At 52.7% G+C, this 16600-nt stretch carries 12 protein-coding genes; 8 read left to right on the top strand and 4 right to left on the bottom strand.

Annotation, left to right across the window (positions count from 1 at the left end):
- Positions 1-11 precede the first annotated feature (11 nt).
- From CVU60_11195 to CVU60_11215, 5 genes are all read left to right on the top strand, one after another.
- A complete protein-coding gene (locus CVU60_11195; protein ID PKN41300.1) occupies positions 12-491 on the top strand; it encodes a hypothetical protein in 480 nt (159 codons plus the stop codon).
- Complete coding sequence (locus CVU60_11200) at positions 488-4342, top strand: hypothetical protein (protein PKN41301.1); 3855 nt, start codon at positions 488-490, stop codon at positions 4340-4342. The genes CVU60_11195 and CVU60_11200 overlap by 4 nt, the downstream gene beginning before the upstream one ends.
- Before the next feature lie 571 nt (positions 4343-4913).
- On the top strand, positions 4914-5387 hold the full coding sequence (locus CVU60_11205) for a hypothetical protein (protein ID PKN41302.1): 474 nt from the start codon (positions 4914-4916) through the stop codon (positions 5385-5387).
- Positions 5377-6303 (top strand): hypothetical protein, encoded by a 927-nt coding sequence (locus tag CVU60_11210; GenBank protein ID PKN41303.1) that lies wholly within the window; start codon positions 5377-5379, stop codon positions 6301-6303. Before CVU60_11205 ends, CVU60_11210 begins: the two co-directional genes overlap by 11 nt.
- Entirely contained in the window at positions 6212-6682 is a 471-nt protein-coding gene (locus CVU60_11215; protein PKN41304.1) for a hypothetical protein, read from the top strand. The genes CVU60_11210 and CVU60_11215 overlap by 92 nt, the downstream gene beginning before the upstream one ends.
- A 402-nt stretch (positions 6683-7084) precedes the next feature.
- On the opposite strand, the gene CVU60_11220 is transcribed toward CVU60_11215, so the two are convergent.
- Entirely contained in the window at positions 7085-7462 is a 378-nt protein-coding gene (locus CVU60_11220) for a hypothetical protein (GenBank protein ID PKN41305.1), read from the bottom strand.
- 143 nt (positions 7463-7605) lie between these two features.
- Here CVU60_11220 and CVU60_11225 point away from each other — a divergent pair, with 143 nt between their 5' ends.
- Together CVU60_11225 and CVU60_11230 are read left to right on the top strand one after the other, a co-directional pair.
- On the top strand, positions 7606-11430 hold the full coding sequence (locus tag CVU60_11225) for a hypothetical protein (protein ID PKN41306.1): 3825 nt from the start codon (positions 7606-7608) through the stop codon (positions 11428-11430).
- Between the two features lie 114 nt (positions 11431-11544).
- On the top strand, positions 11545-11997 hold the full coding sequence (locus tag CVU60_11230; protein PKN41307.1) for a hypothetical protein: 453 nt from the start codon (positions 11545-11547) through the stop codon (positions 11995-11997).
- Here the strand turns inward: CVU60_11230 and CVU60_11235 are convergent.
- The 3 genes from CVU60_11235 to CVU60_11245 form a co-directional block, all read right to left on the bottom strand.
- Complete coding sequence (locus tag CVU60_11235; GenBank protein ID PKN41308.1) at positions 11977-12831, bottom strand: restriction endonuclease; 855 nt, start codon at positions 12829-12831, stop codon at positions 11977-11979. The two genes, CVU60_11230 and CVU60_11235, sit on opposite strands and share 21 nt — an antisense overlap.
- Positions 12828-14222 carry a Xaa-Pro aminopeptidase gene (locus CVU60_11240; protein PKN41309.1) on the bottom strand — a complete coding sequence of 465 codons (1395 nt, stop codon included), beginning with the start codon at positions 14220-14222 and terminating at the stop codon, positions 12828-12830. The genes CVU60_11235 and CVU60_11240 overlap by 4 nt, the downstream gene beginning before the upstream one ends.
- A 174-nt stretch (positions 14223-14396) precedes the next feature.
- Positions 14397-15653, bottom strand: coding sequence for a diguanylate cyclase response regulator (locus CVU60_11245; GenBank protein PKN41310.1), 1257 nt, complete (start codon positions 15651-15653; stop codon positions 14397-14399).
- A 102-nt stretch (positions 15654-15755) separates the two neighbouring features.
- Here CVU60_11245 and CVU60_11250 point away from each other — a divergent pair, with 102 nt between their 5' ends.
- Entirely contained in the window at positions 15756-16397 is a 642-nt protein-coding gene (locus tag CVU60_11250; protein PKN41311.1) for a thiamine diphosphokinase, read from the top strand.
- Positions 16398-16600: the final 203 nt, after the last annotated feature.

A 16600-nucleotide genomic window follows, 5' to 3' on the forward strand; every position in this document is an offset into this window, starting at 1 on the left:
CGATTTTCATCGTGGCCATCATCGCCCTTGCCCTGCTCGGAATCATGGGGCTGGCCGCCAGTGACACGGCGCATCTGAACATGCTCATGGCCGCCAACGGACACTCCACTAAAAATGCCTTTTTTCTCGCGGACTCAGGCGCAAACGCCGGGCATGAGTATCTGGAAAGCGCCATCGCCGCCGTCAATTCATCGTTTTACAACGACGGCCCCAACGCCTCCGCCTGGGAAAACATGAGCGACTTCAACCCCGCTGACTTCCCTGTCAAATGGCATCGCCATCAAACAGGCGCTACACATGTGCGGACCGGCCTCATCGAAACAGGCCAGGTTCCGGGCAGCGCATTGCAGGGCGGTTCGGGATACGGGAGCGCTGGCACGGGGGCGGCCTCGGGCGGCACCTACAGCAGCTATCTTATCCGCTCGCACAGGCAAGGGCCCCGCAATAGCGCGTCGGAAGTCGATCTGGGCTGGAGGCACATCAACCAATGAATGGAAAATACCTTGGGAACCTAGTCTGGATTGCCGTCAGCGCCCTTTTACTCCTTGCCCCTGAGGCCGTCGCCTACAGAGCCTCTGACTTTCACTGGCTGCCCCCGGTTCTGGCCGTCGAGGAACAACCGTCGCTGACCTTTATTCTGGACACGTCGTCCAGCATGCTGCAGCGGGCGTATTCCGGAGCGTTCAACTCAACGCGCGAATACCATGGCTACTTCGACCCCGATTCATACTACCGTTACAACGCGCAAACCGACACTCCACACTTCCTGGCGGACAATGCCACCGGCCAGTGGAACGGCAATTTCCTGAACTGGGCGGCGATGCTGCGCATAGATGTGGCGCGCAAGCTGCTGAGCGGCGGAAAATTCGATGCCCGGACCGACTGCTACGAAACTCAGTCGCACGGCCTTGAAGTCGAGGAATTGGACTTTGACGACACCGCCCCCCGACGCGATCTGGGAGGACGCATCTCGCACATGACGCCCCTGCGCGGGCGTTTCGCCATAAAGCCTCTGGCTGGTGAAAGCACGATGCTCGTTTCCGAACCGGACTCCGGGCCGGACTCCGACACGCATTACGCGCTGCGCATCAAAGGCGAAGCAGAAAGCGGTCTGCTCCACGCCGTGAAGAACAAGGCCCGCGTTGCCCTGTTAACTTTCGTGGATGACGAACAAGACCTCCATCCCATGACTGACGACGCAGCCGACCTGGCTCGGATCATAAGCACCGTGAACTCCGTCAGTCCGCAGGGGGGAGCGCCGCTGGCAAAAACCCTGCGCACGGTCTACGAATCTCTCCGCCAGAACGGGCAGAGCCCTCAGGTCGCCGATCCGTTTTATTTTCCGTCCAGGGGGCAAGCGGTACCCTGCTCCAGGCAGAGCGTCATCCTGATCAGCGCCGGGGAAAGCTCCGGGGACCTGGGCATTCCCGCCGAAATCAAAAAACTTCCCACGATAAAACGACAGGAAGAAGAATACTTCCTGCATCCGGGCGGAAGCACGTATCTCATTGACATGGCCTATCTGGGACACACCACGGACCTGCGTCCCGAAGACGGCATGGACGGAATGCAGAACTGGGACTTTTACGCGGTATGTCTTGCCGACGACCCCAGCCCTCTCCTCATGGACGCAGCCCGGCATGGAAAATTCAGGGACATAAACGGCAACAACCTCCCTGACCTGCAAGCGGAGTTCGATGCCAACGGCGACGGCCAGCCCGACAACTTTTTTTCGGCACGATCAGGACGACAGCTGGAGGCAGCCATCACCCGCGTCCTGCAGCTCGACACGCCAGGCGTCGCGTCCGGCTCCGCCACCTCCGTCACGACCCTGGCGCGCAGCGGCGAGGGCGCGGCGTATCAGGCAATCTATTTCCCGCCCAGCCGGGCAAGCCAGGCCGCTCCGCCCTGGGCGGGACAGGTGCACGCCTACCTTCTGGACAGCCAGGGCAACCTGCGTGAAGGCCCGGACACGGACAGGGTCATCGAGTTCGCCGGGGAAAAAATTTACGCGCATACCGATACCAACGAGAATGGGCTTATTGACGAGGGAGAACGAAATGCCACGGCGCTGGACGGCATAACCGACATCCATTTCCTGTGGTCTTCCAGTCCATGGCTCAATGATCTGCAGGCCGCGGAAACAATCACGCAGCGTTCGCGTTTCGCCTCTGTTGATCCGAACCGCTACATCATAACCTTTGTGGACAAAAATCGTGACATGGTGGCCGATTCAGGCCGCGGAGAAATTCAAGCCTTCACGCTCCCGGTCAGTCCTGCGGTCACAACGCTCAACTCCTTGGATCATTTTTACAATTACCTGACCCTTTACGAATCCGCGTCCGGGACACTGGGGCTTGATCTTTCCGATCAGGCGCAAAGCATGATCAACTCTCTGCGGGAAGAAAACCCTTCCGCTTTCTCCAACCTCCTGGCCACCCTGGCCAAACGACAGGTGGACTTCATCCGTGGGGCAGAGGTCGGCAACGCCACGGTGGGGGGAATCGTCGACGCGGTCCGAAGTCGCATTCACGGGGGGACTCCCTGGAGGCTGGGCGACATCGTGTACTCTTCGCCTGTCGCAGTGGGCAGACCATCCGAAAACTATCACCTCATATATAATGATACGACCTACGAGAGGTTCCTGAAAAAATACCTGAATCGTCGGCAGGTTGTTTATGCCGGAGCCAATGACGGGATGCTGCACGCGTTCAACGGCGGCTTCTGGAATTCCGGCACCCGCACGTTCGACGTGACGCGGGACGGGCAGACAGGATTTCAACTCGGCCAGGAGCTCTGGGCCTACGTGCCCTACAATCTGCTGCCGCACCTCAAGTGGCTCATGCTTCCGGATTATGGCGAGAAACTGCATGTCGCCTACATGGACCTGACGCCCAAGGTCTTTGACGCCCGGATATTCTTCATGTCCGACGGGATCACGTCCGTGGACGAAGGCAAATACCCCGGTGGTTGGGGGACAATCCTGGTGGCGGGCATGCGTCTTGGCGGGGCGGCCATGGAGGTGGACATCGACAAAACCGACGGCAATACCTTTAATAATGATATTGATCGCAACGTGTCCTCGGCCTACGTGATCATGGACGTGACCGACCCCGAATCCCCGCCGAACGTAATGGCTGAAATCTCAATGCTCGGCCAGGGCTTCACGACCTGTGTGCCAGCGGTCATGCCCATGAGCAGTCCCAATGCAAATACAGCCGAGCGAAACAGATGGTACATGGTCTTCGGCTCCGGCCCGGCTGATTCCTCTGGGTACGCTGACCGCTCAAAACTCGCGGCAGGCACAAGTGACCAACCCGGCAAACTCTATATTCTGGACCTGAGCGCGTTGTTCATGGAAAAAATCGTCAAAACCGTGGGCAGCGACGGATTACTCTCGGCCGTGTCTCGTCCCTTTGCCTTCACTGAAGAGAGTTCATTAATCAGCGATCCGATTTGCGTGGATCTGGACATCGGGTCCAAAAGTGAAACCGGGAAATTCAAGACCGACCTGATATATTTCGGGACTATGGGCGGAGAGAAAAACGCCCAGACCGGAAGAATGCACCGAGTCTGGACCGACAATGCAGAACCTCGAAATTGGACTACTTCAACGCTCATCGATGCTACCGGCCCCGTAACCGCGGCCCCCACGGTGGCAATGGATGAAACTGACAGACTGTGGATTTTTTTCGGAACAGGACGTTTCCTGAATCGCGCCGACATTCCCCAATCCTCGCCCATGAGTTTCTATGGTATCAGGGAACCTGAAGTGAACGGAGTCAAAAGCTGGGAAACAGTTTTCGCTCACAACCTCTTCGACAGCAACAAGATCGCCGTGACAAAGGGCACCTGCGGCGAGGGAAAATTTTCTGAAAACTGTGCAGGGATAATCCAGGCAAACGCGGATTCGAAGTCCACAAAAGACTGGGCCTGGCTGAGCAGCAGCGTTGACTCAGCAGCAGGCTGGAAACACACATTCACCGAGGCTACCGAAAGAGTTCTGACTTCTGCCGCCGTTCTTGGCGGATCCGTCATCTTCACAAGTTACATCCCATCCCTCGAAGCCTGCTCGGCCAATGGTTCAAGCTACCTGTGGGCACTCTTCTACAAAACAGGCACACCATATTTCTGGCCAACCCTGGAAAACCACCACGGCAATTTGGCCTCCTTCATCGAACTCGGCCAAGGCCCAAGCACAAGCCCGATCCTGCACCTGGGCGAAAGATCATCTGCCACGGCCATCACCCAGACAATTTCGGGCAAGCTTCCGAAGACCAAAATCACCACCCCCTTCACCATCAAATCGGGAAGTCTGTTCTGGAGAAAAAACACGGACTAGAAAATCGGCAAACCAATCCAGACGTCCTGCGAAAAAATGATCGCCCTTCCGTCTCAAATCCAAAAACAATTCCAAGACCACGCCCTGGCAGCACACAGCCTAAACTCACCCCCCCCGTAATTCCACCCGATCCGCGCGCCACAACGAAACGCGTTTTCAAGCCAATCGTTCCGGCATACTTTCTGCTGTTAATAAATTCAAAAGATCACTACTGGAAGACACTAGGCTTTGACACCTTCAAAATACGATATTATGGTAAATAAAAGGTTAATAAATACTTATACACAAGCTCAAAGCAGAAAAAATTTGCGCTCCAAGTTTGGTTGGTGCGCAGCTTCTTTCACAACAAGAAATCTTTGGCCCAAAAAACAGGGTTGTTAGCAGGCGAACGAAAGCGTTTTCTGAGTAGATGATACCAAGACAAAAACAGGGCATCCTGACATTTTTTGGAAAATTTTTGCCATTTATTGGCAGAGATTCCTTTTTGGACCGAACTAAGAAAGAACCATTAAGAAAGATCGCACCTTAAAAAATCTTGCCCTCAAAGTTCTTCAAATAAAACGAGGCCGATTTGAACACTGATTGTCGAAAACAAAGCGGCGTAACCTTGGTGGAATTGCTGGTAGTAGTGGCAATTCTGAGCATCTTGGGAGTCGTTACAGGAATGTTCCTCGCCAAATATCTGCCAGAGCATCATTTGCGCTCCGCGACCAGCAGCCTTTCTCAAGACTTGAGACAGGCACAGATGGGAGCCTTGAGAGGGCTTCGCCCTTGGGCGATCGATTTCGACACGGGAACAAATGTCTACCAGATCATTGATTCAGGCCCAGATGCAATCTTAGACAGTGGAGACGACATCGTCACCAAAACAGTCAACCTCGTATCTTATAGCGGAACCATCAGGTTTGAAGCAGGAACGGATGCACGAGCACGATTTAACGAGGATGGAATGGGAGCAGGCACTGTCCGGGTCGTGATGAGCAATATCCGGGGAACAATCACCACTACTGAGATATTACGCACGGGAGCTATACGTGTACAATGATAGAGCCCATATAAAGCATATTAAAAACGCCGGATTTTCACTTGTCGAATTACTGGTCGTAATCGTCATGTTTGGAATCCTTACGACAGCTGGATATAGTCTGTTTCGGGAGCAAACAAGAATCAACCAGGCGCAACAAAACCAACTGGAAATGCAAAGCAGCGCCAGAGCTGCAATGCAAGTATTGATACAGGCTTTCAGCCATGCTGGATTTGGATGTAGTGAAAAAATTTCCGGCACAAATGAAGTGGCCGGAGAAGATAGTTTTTTGATACACAATACTGTACAAAACTTTACAGGCATAACACCGGACGGCGTGATCCTAATATACGGACTTGAGCACGTAGCAACGACAACAGCATCTATCACAGACACAAAAGTAATTCCAATCGACAATTCAACCAATATTGGAACTACTGAATATTCGAAATACATAAGCTTTTACCCTTCACTGTCACCAAATACATTCTACACGGTCACTGGAAAAGCATTAAACAGCGTGACTATTGACAGCAGTCTTTCTTCATTACGAACTAACGCAAAAGTTTTTCGGGTAAACCCTGTTGAGTTTTATGTAAACGGCAATGAACTCCGACAGCGCTTTGTTGAACACCCTGCAGGACTGGAAGAAGTTTTAATCTATGACGTTCAAGATTTTCAACTCGCATACACTGAGGACGACGAAAATCTGGGCGTTTTGGCAAACTGGGAAGACGATCCTGGAAACCCCGAGAACGTCAAGGCTGTCTGGATATACATGATTCTGCGCACGCGCGAAATTGAACCGGGGCACCAGGAAACCCGCACCTTCCGATTACCATGGGATGCCGGACAAACCCTTGACGGGTCGACCCTGCCAGCAGGATTTCATTATCAGGACTTTCAAACACAGGTCTGGTTGCGCAATGTCAACTAAGAATGAACAAAAGGGATTTACACTCGTCGAACTCCTGATTGCGTCGATAATCATAGCTGTTGGAATCTTGGGATGGGCGAAGGCTCAAGACGGCAGCATCAAGGGGAGAGCCGTGAGCAACGGCATCACTACGGCATCTGAACTTGGGATGGCAAAACTTGAACAGCTTTCACTGGAATGCCAGGACAACCCAGTAGCGGTTATTGATGCGCAAGACAACATTACATCACAAGGCGTACAGTATACACGCACATGGTCAATAAGCACCGTCGGCAATATTCTTGATGACGCTAATTTGTGGCGAATCGAAGTCACAGTTTCCTGGAACCACTATGGACCAACAAATGTCCAGTATCAACGAATTGTCGTAGGCGGATAGCTATGCAAAAACAAAACGGAAGCGCACTTGTACTGGCAGTCATAATCATGGCACTGCTTGCTGCTGTAGTAATAGGGTTAAGCAGAAATACAGATATCGATCTGTTTGTCGGAAGAAATGTTCGGCTTATGAAACAGGCATTCCTTTGGAGCGACAGCGGCCTTGAAATTACAGAAGAAATTATTGGATTTTCGGAATACACCCGGGGAGACGATGCAAATTCAAAATTTCCTAAAACTGGGCCTCTTACATTTCCAGACGGAACCACTTTTGAAGTAGAAAACACCGGACCATCCATCTACAATGCCAACGCTTCATCAATAAATCTCTTAATAAATAGCAATATTGCATCAACAGTCACTGTAAACTACCTTGGCTCACTAACCTCAGATGGCACTTCAATTATTTTTGCGTCCGGATACGAAGGCGTAGGAAAAGGCGTCGCGGGCGGCGGAGCCATGGCACGCATTTACAGTCTTCGATCGACTGGAAATTCTGACAATGGTCAGTCGAGAAAACGGTCCGCTGAAATTTATCGATCCCTTTCATCTGGGAAATGACGGAGAGTATGATGAAAAAGATATTCTGGAGCATTTGCTTTGTTTTATTGCTGATGGGGACCTCCTTGGCACAAGAAGATGCAACCAACTCGACCGAAAACGTCTGCCCCGGAAACTGGGTACTTTCAAAGCCATCTGGCTGGGTAATTACAAATGAAAACGGAGTAATTCTCCCACTTTCAGGCAGCACTGTCGTACTGGGCTGCAACAGGCAACCCATCTCCCTCGATGGGGATCTCGACGGAGTTTCCGTGGATGTAGATTGCGCTCCGTCCACCGTGGCGAATGCCCTGCCGGACATCGTCACCATATCCATAGTCTGCAAATAGATTCACGGACAGCTTGGCTTGAAGGAGAAACGAAATGAAACATTTTTTAATCATAGTTGTCAGCATCCTTGTTCTCATTGCGATGACAACCCCGGCAACAGCAAAAAAACCTGGCCAAGTGGAAGCGTTCAGCTGTAACAACTACGCCCTTACTCCACCTTTTTTGGCTGATGCTGTTGCACCATCTACAACACTGATTGTCGATTCTTCTGGAAGCATGAACGAGCATGCATATAAAGAAGTTCGAGTAAATTGGAGAGAAGGCGGAACAGACAGACCTGCATACACTGGATATATCCCAACAAACCCGTATTATGGCTATTTCGATTCATATTCGTACTATTCATATGATACTGTAGGAAATTTCTTTTACATAGACATAAACGGTAGCTGGAGCGGAAATTTTTTAAACTGGACATCGATGCACAGAACTGATGTCGTCAGAAAAGTTCTTACTGGCGGACCATATAGCCTCGACGGAAAATACTTAGTTTCCAGAACAGATGCTGGAAGTTACAGAGGAATGTACCACGTCTACGACGACACTAACACTGTCACGGACATTAATGGCGCAGCGAACAAACACCAAACGCCATATCATTACAGAATTGGTCTTGAGCAGTCATCATCTAACGACCTCCTTAAAGTCTACAAGATGGATAGAGATACAGGATTTACTCCTGTAAGGTGGACAAAAAATCCGACCACAGCGGTTGCTTCGCGAACTCTCAAAGTCAAATCTGAAAAAAAATACGGGTTATTGGATAGATTCGGATACCGCATGCGCCTAGCATTATTCCGCTATGACGACGACGGATCAAACAACAATGGCGGCAAAATATTAAACTACATGACTTCTGATCCAACGCAAATATCAAACATTATAGACAACATTGACACCCTTTCGATGGATAGCTGGACACCACTCGCAGAAACTTTTTATACGGCGTGTGGATACATAATGCAAATAAAGTCGCCGTATGAAACAGACTCCTACATCACAGGAAAAACAACAGCGCCAGATCCATTCTATTTTAGCGACTTAAAGAAAAATATTCACTGCACGCAGCAAAATATAATCTTTATTACTGACGGGGAATCTACTCAAGACCAGGACGTACCAGCAGGATTCAAAACTGCAGCTGCTGATGTAGGAAAAAACGATGGCGCTTCTTACGACAGCAGCGGCAGTGGATACCTGGACAACATTGCGTATTGGGCCCACACCACAGATCTTCGCTCTGACCTTCCGGGAGTACAAAACATTAATCTGTACACCGTATTTGCATTTGGCGCAGGCAGCCAACTACTCCAGGATGCGGCGAAATGGGGCGGATTCATCGACAAGAACAACAACAATCTGCCAGAACTTGAAGAATATGACTCCAGCCCTCAGGACGGGATCCCGGACAACTACTTTGAAGCGGCATCCGGAGAGGAACTTGAAAACGCCCTTGTAGTGGCGTTCAGCAGCATTCTGAACCGGGTTTCTTCTGGATCTGCGGCTTCGGTTGTTTCAACTTCACGAAAAGGGGAGGGACTGCTTTACCAGGCAGTTTTCTGGCCGCAACGGACCGACACCCTTGGAAAAGAAATTTCCTGGGCAGGCGATGTTTACTCGTACTGGCTTGATGACGACGGCATCATGCATGAAGACAGCAATCTCAACTCAGCCCTTGATGATGCCGACAGTAAAATAACAATATGGTACGACAACTCCACCAGTCCCAAGCGCTCTCGCGCCTGCATTGGTGGATCAGTCGTCAACGGCACATGCGATAGCGGCGTTGTTCAAGAACTTACTTCGGTCAAGCACGTCTGGTCCGCGTCAAGATGGCTGAACCTAGCCTCCTTGGACCCGCTAACTCAAAGAGAAGCATACAATTCAACCAGCAATTTCGGCAATTCCAAACGTTACATTCTTACGTGGAATGATGATGGAAATGGAACCGTCGATCCGAACGAAGTTGTTGCCTTCACGCCTGACAATCTTGATCTTGCTTATTGCCCGGACGCAGTTGTGAATTGGGTTCGCGGACAAGACGCAGCAGATTTGCGCTCTAGGCAAATATACGTAGATACAAACTACGACGGCCTTTCAGACGCTACTGTTACATGGCGACTTGGTGACATTATCAATTCATCGCCAACTGTAGTAGCTGCTCCTGCTGAAAATTATGACCTTCTTTGGGAAGATACATCTTATACTGATTTTTACAGAAAATACAGAAACCGGCGCATTATGGTCTACTTTGGGGCCAATGACGGCATGCTGCATGCTGTTAACAGCGGATTTTACAGCGCCAGCGACAGCGCATATTATAAAAATCAACTTTCAAACGGCACTTACGACAACTCTGGAGGCTTCGACCTGGGTGCCGAGATGTGGGCCTATGTTCCCTACAACCTCCATCCGCATTTACCATGCCTTACCGACAAGCAATATCAGCATCAGTATTATGTAGATCTCAAGCCAAGAGTCTTCGAGGCACAGATCTTTGGTGATGACGATGACCATCCCAATGGATGGGGAACAATTTTGGTTACAGGATTCAACTTTGGCGCTGACGGCCAACAGGATCTGGTCAAGGGCGAGGATTATTTTGGATCTTCGTTCTCTATTTTTGACATTACCAACCCAGAGAAAAAACCTGAGTTTCTTGGCGAGTTCACCTATGATGGTGAATACACCATGGGCTATGCTTTAAACCAACCGACACTGGTGGCTGTCAAAGATGCCACTGGCAAAAAGCACTGGTACATGCTTTTTGGAACAGGTCCTCTAACTGCGGCGGGCTCCAGCACGCAGAAAGCTCAGGTTGTCGTTGTGCCGATGGCATCACTCGTTGATCAAGCCACAAACACTGCTGATACAGCCTTCTCACTCCGTCTGGCGAATGACAAAGACAAGCCGACAATGACGAAAATGGGCGTGCTGTCTTTATCGGATTCAAACAGCGCCATGGGCACTGGATTTGTGTCAGTCGACTATGACTTCGATTTCTTCATTGACATGATGTATTACGGAACAGTCGTCACCCCAAACAGCGGAGTTATGACTGGTGGAGTGCATCGTTTGAAAATTGAGAATGAGCCGGATCCCAGCAAATGGGAACGAAAAGAAATGACTAATACCGACAGGCCGCTTACAGGAGCTCCCAATATCGGCTTTAAAGACAAGAATGTCTGGGTGTACTTCGGCACGGGTAAATTCTGGGACGTCTCCGACAAGACAGACCTTAGAACTCAATGGATGTTTGGCATCATGGAACCAAAAAAAACCGACAGCTCGGCATATAATTTCAGTACAATACCACCCGGCAACCTTTTGGACGTCACGGACATATTGGTTAAAAATGACGGGCTAGGCACTCTTGCCTGCTCGGATGGCGGCACCGGATGTATTCCTACCGGAGTAACCACTGTTGAAGAATTGGCCGAACACATCAGGGTCACCAATAGCCTGGACGGCTGGAAGCGCGCCATGCCCAACCTTGGAGAACGTGTTGTCGGCCAGCCTACTCTTTTCGGCGGCCTCACAAACTTCACTACTTTTACGCCTTCAAACGACTACTGCACCGCAGAGGGGTCCAGTAAACTGTACGCTTTGTATTACCTGACCGGAACAGCCTGGAAGGAAAATGTCTTTGGAGACAGTACCGGCGAATTTGTGCCGTTCATCGTCGACTTGGGACAAGGCATGGGCGTTTCCCCCAGCTTGCACCTCGGCAGCGAAGAGGGCGTCCGCGCATTTGTGCAGACAAGCACCGGAAGTATCATCGAAATTCACCAACCCAACCTGCCAATACCCAGCGTCAAATCCGGTCGCGGTGGCTGGCATACTCTGGAAGTGGATTAACTCACAGCAATCCTGCAAAAAGAGAGGCCGGTATCGTCACGATGCCGGCCTCTCTTTTTGCCGACTAGACGCAACCATTTGACTTTAAATCGCCCCCTCCTTATCAACCCATCCATGCCGCCTCGCTTCCTGGATCGTTTCACCCCCCGCGCCTACCCACGCACTCGCCTCCTGACTGCGGCCATAGTCTGGTCCACGGTTGGTTTTTTTCTCGCGATCAAAGGGGTTTATCTTTCTTGGGAAGAATCCTTGGCCATCGTCGCACCCGTGATCTTGACCGGATTGATGCTCGGATTGGCGAAGGGCAGATTCATTCTGGACAGGATCGCAGGCAAGATCATTCTTCACATTGGAGCCAAGCCATCTCGGGCCTGTCTGGGCGGGCTTTTTTCCGTGCGTAACTGGCTGCTCATCGCGGTAATGATCATATTCGGACGCATCCTGAGCGTGCTTCCGATTGAAGCGGGCATAAAGACCGGGCTCTACGTCATGGTCGGCAGCGGCCTGGCCTACTCCAGCAGGTTGCTCTGGCGTGCCTGGAAAGCCTCACCCGCAGAGGCTCCTTAGGATCCGAGCTCCCGACATTTCCAGCCTTCTCATCTTTCGCTCCGAAAGCAATTCCTCTACCTGCTCAAAACCATAGCCCACATCCGCCATCCCATGTGCGTCATCGCCGTAGGCAACGCCAATCCCAAGCTTCGCCGCAGCGTCCATTATCAGGGCGCAAACGTATGGTTCGGACTGACCCTTCAGCAAGGCCCGCGCATTGATATCAAGAATGTCGCCGGAGGCTCGAATCCATTCCAGATTGCGCATGATCCGTGTCCAGACCTCCGGCTCCGCAATGGTTCGCAAATAGTCCGGGTCGTGGAGCCGTATGAGATCGAAGTGCCCCACAACCTCCGGCTTGATCCCCCGCAACATTTCAAATTGCTCGTCAAAATAGGCCGCATACATCCGGCTGACTCCGCCACACAGCGCGGCAACCTTGCCGTAGGACTCCCGGGAGAAATCAAAACAAACACCCTGAACGTGATGGATTGAGCCCACCACGTAATCAAGCGCATGGTACTGGCGCAGTTCCTTCACCCACTCTGCGCAACCTGGGTACCACTCACTCTCCATACCCACCAGAATGCGCATCCGATCCTTGTACTCGCGGACAAGGCCCCTGGCCTCGGCCACGTAAAGGGCAAATCGTGCCTCCATCCAGCCCGTTGTCCGGCCCAATTCGATTTCATCGGGATACAGCCCGGAGTCGCCAAAAGGTGGCATGTGCTCGGTCAGGCCGATGCATTCAAATCCGGCTTCATGGTAGGCCGCCACGATATCCGACAGTGCATCGCGGGCGTGATCGCAGTATTGTCCGCTGTGACCACCGTGCAGACTGATCTTTCTCACGACGCCTCCCCCATTCGCTTGCAAATATCGTCCACTCTTTTGGGAATGTCCTTACTCAAGACATCTCTGCCATCTTCGGTTACGAGCACGTCATCCTCTATGCGAATGCCGCCAAAATCCAGATAGGCATCCAGCGCTCCGTAATTGATGAACTCTTCAAGCCGCCGCTCTTCCCGCCACTGCCGGATAAGGGCAGGAATGAAATAGATGCCTGGTTCCACGGTCATGACAAAGCCGGGCCGGAGTCTGCGGGCCATGCGCAAGCCTGAAAGACCGAACTGGGCGGCGCGCTTGAACTCATGGTCATAGCCCACGGAATCCTCACCCAGGGCCTCCATGTCATGAACGTCAAGCCCAAGCATGTGCCCAAGCCCATGCGGAAAAAAGAGCGCGTGCGCGCCCTGGGCCACGGCATCAAGCGGATCGCCACGCATGAGCCCAAGACTCGTGAGTCCGCTCGCCACAGCCTTGGCGGCGGAGAAGTGACAGTCCACAAAAGGCACACCCGGAGCCATGCACGCAGTCCCTGCGGCTAATGCATCGAGCACGATTTCATAAATCTCCTTCTGCCGCGCCGAAAATTCTCCGCCCACGGGTAATGTGCGGGTAATGTCCGATACGTAGCCAAGTGGGGAGCACACGCCGGAATCGACCAACAGCAGATCGCCGTCGCACAGGATCTGGTCGCGGGTGTGATTGTGCAGCACCTCCCCGCGCCGGGACAGAATCATGGGGAAAGCTTCCCTGCTGCCACGCGCAAGAATCAACCCCTGCAGGCGGCCATAAAGCTCAATCTCCGCCGCGCCAGGCGCACAGGCAGCCATAAGCTCGGCGTACATCTCTGCGGAAAGGGCGATGGCGCGGCGGATTTCGTCCACCTCCTCACCACTCTTGACGCTGCGAAGCGCCACCACGGCGTGGATAAGCGCTTGCGAAGCCCCAGCCTCGACATTTTCCGGCACTGCACCCAACAATCGGCACAGGCGCAACACTCCGTCTCCCTGATAGGGCGGCAGGTAGTGTACTTCCCGGCCCTGCTTTTGCGCTTCATGACAGGCGGCCGCCAACTCCGGCATGGTACCAACGCCCGCAATCCCCGCGCTGGCAGCCAGTTCCTGAAGCGACTGCGCCGCACCGCTCCAGATGGTATGGTCCAGCCCCAGGCTTGGGCCATAAAGCATTTCCTGCCCGCTCTCACAGTCGAGCCACAGGCAATGCGCGGGTTCGTTCAATCCTGCGAAATAAAGGAAGGAGCCATCCTGACGAAAAGGAAACGTGTTGGCGTGATAGTTCATGCCCACAAGATCGTTGCCCGGCAAAACGATGCAGCCGGTCTTGACCGACCGCATCAGCGCCCGTCGACGGGCTGCATACTGGCTTGCTTCAAACATCTAAACCTCTGGTCGTGCCTAGCTGGCTGTTGAAAAATTGCAAATCCCCGATCTGTTCAAAAAACGGTGCGCTGCGAGAAACAAAAAAAATCCAGGCCCAACGCGTATTTTACATACGCAAGGATCTGGATTTACTGCAGTGACGAAGCAGATCGCCATTATTCAGCAACCTGCTCAGTCATTCCAGATTTCAAGCCGATTCCGGCCGTTGTTCTTCGCCAAGTACAGTGCCTCATCCGCGTTCTTGAGCATGGCCTCGAGATCCAGATGCGTGGACACGCAAAGGCCGATACTGAGAGAAAAGGAACAGCGAACCCCGCCACTGGCAAAATCCGTGGCCGCGACCTCCCGGCGAAACTCATCCAGCAATGCTGCCGCGCTGGAAACATCGTCATCAAGGAGAAGGCAGAACTCTTCCCCGCCAAGGCGGGCGACAATGCCGCGGTGAGCAAAATACCGCCGCAATTGTTCACCGAGATTTTTGAGTACGACATCACCCGTCTCATGGCCGTACTGATCGTTGATTTTCTTGAAATGATCGATATCGATCATGGCCAGACAAACCGCATCGCCCCGTTTGCGTTTCTTGCGAATGCGGGACGGCCCCTGCGCAAACAGGTAGCGGCGGTTGAACAGGCCCGTCAGAAAATCCTTCTCGGAGTAGTCCTTGATGGTCTGAATGTACTCCAGCAGATCCATGTTCTGTGATACTCGGCAGTAAAACTCTTCGCTCGAAAAGGGCTTGGTCAGAAAATCGTTGGCTCCGCTTTTGAGGAAGCGCGCCGACAAAAATTCCAGCTCATGGCTGGAAATGCCGATAATTGCCATCTCCTCCTTGGGATGACGTGCACGCACGGCACGAACGAAACGTATTCCGTCCATTTCCGGCATTTCGTAATCCGTGATGATGAGCCGGATCTCCGGATTGGCATTCAATACCTGCAGCCCCTCGCGGCCATTGCACGCCACGAAAACCTGAAACCGGTGAACACGCAGGAGATCCGCGACCATGGTCCGGACCATCTCCGAATCCTCGACCACCAGCACCTTGACCTCGCGATTCAGAATCACGCGCCGCGCCTGGCGCACGGCATAGCGCAAACTCTCGCCGCCTTCCTTGACCACGTAATCGACGATATTTTTGGACCACAGACGCTCACGCGTCTGGTCCGTGCAATCCCCGGCAAAGACAATGACCGGAATTCCCTTTTCAAGCACGAGGTCGACCACCTCGCCCTGGGGCGCATCGGGCAGATTGAGATCGAGCATGGCTACCGCGAACTCATGCTCGGCGAGCAAGGCGCGGGTCTCTTCCATGGTGCTGGCTGAAATGATGCGGCCCGCGACGGCTTCTGCCAAATTTTGGACCAAGACCTGCAAAAACATCTGACTGTCGTCAACAACGAGCACGTTCGGCATATGGTGAGGCATGGCAAATCCTTGCGTTGTCCAGGACAGGTGGTTATTTAAAAAGATGTACTGGGATGTTCCCGAAACAGCAAGAATCACCCCACAAATTTAGACCATGGAGACATGATGCATTGGGTTCTTCTGGCCAACGGCCCCCTTGAACTTTCGCCCAAAGTCCGGGCCATGGTCTCTTCCGCCGAACGCCTCATCGGCGTCGATGGAGGCAGCAGACACCTTGAATCCATGGGAATGCTGCCACATTTGGCAGTAGGCGACATGGACTCCATCCCCCAGCAGTTGCTCGCGCACTACAAGAGCGAAGAGGTCGAAATGCACCTCCATCCCCCCAAGAAAAACGCCACGGACCTGGAATTGGCTCTGGAACTGGCCTTGGAACGGGGCGCTTCGCGCATTTCCCTTCTGGGCGCGACCGGAGGCAGGCTGGACCACACTCTGGGCAACCTCTTCCTGCTAGCCCGTTGCCTGCCGAGCGGGGTTCCGGCCTGCGTCGTGGATCAGAGCCAATGCATCCACCTGACGGACCAAGCCCTGACCATCACAGGAACCATCGGAGACACCCTGTCCCTGCTCCCCGCCACCCCTCAGGTCAGCGGTGTGAGCCTGACGGGGCTTGAATATCCGCTCAACGAAGCGACCCTGACATTCGGCACCAGCTGGGGCATGAGCAACGTATTTGTCGAGGCCCAAGCCACCGTGACCCTGCGCAGCGGACGACTGTTCGTGTTTCATCTGTACGGAGACTGACGGAGCTTGTGCTTGAAAAATTCATGACCGGTGGCAATGCAAAAAGCCGTCACCCCTTTAAAAAAGGGGGATTCATGATTTTAACTGCCCGAAAAGAAAGGGGTTCGTATCACTGCCGACATACGCGTCTACCCATGCTGGACACACCTTCGCAAAAATGAGCGCTCTGCTGTGCATATCCCATCACATGGACGGCATGGATT

Source organism: Deltaproteobacteria bacterium HGW-Deltaproteobacteria-18, from assembly GCA_002841885.1.
GTDB lineage: Bacteria > Desulfobacterota > Desulfovibrionia > Desulfovibrionales > Desulfomicrobiaceae > Desulfomicrobium.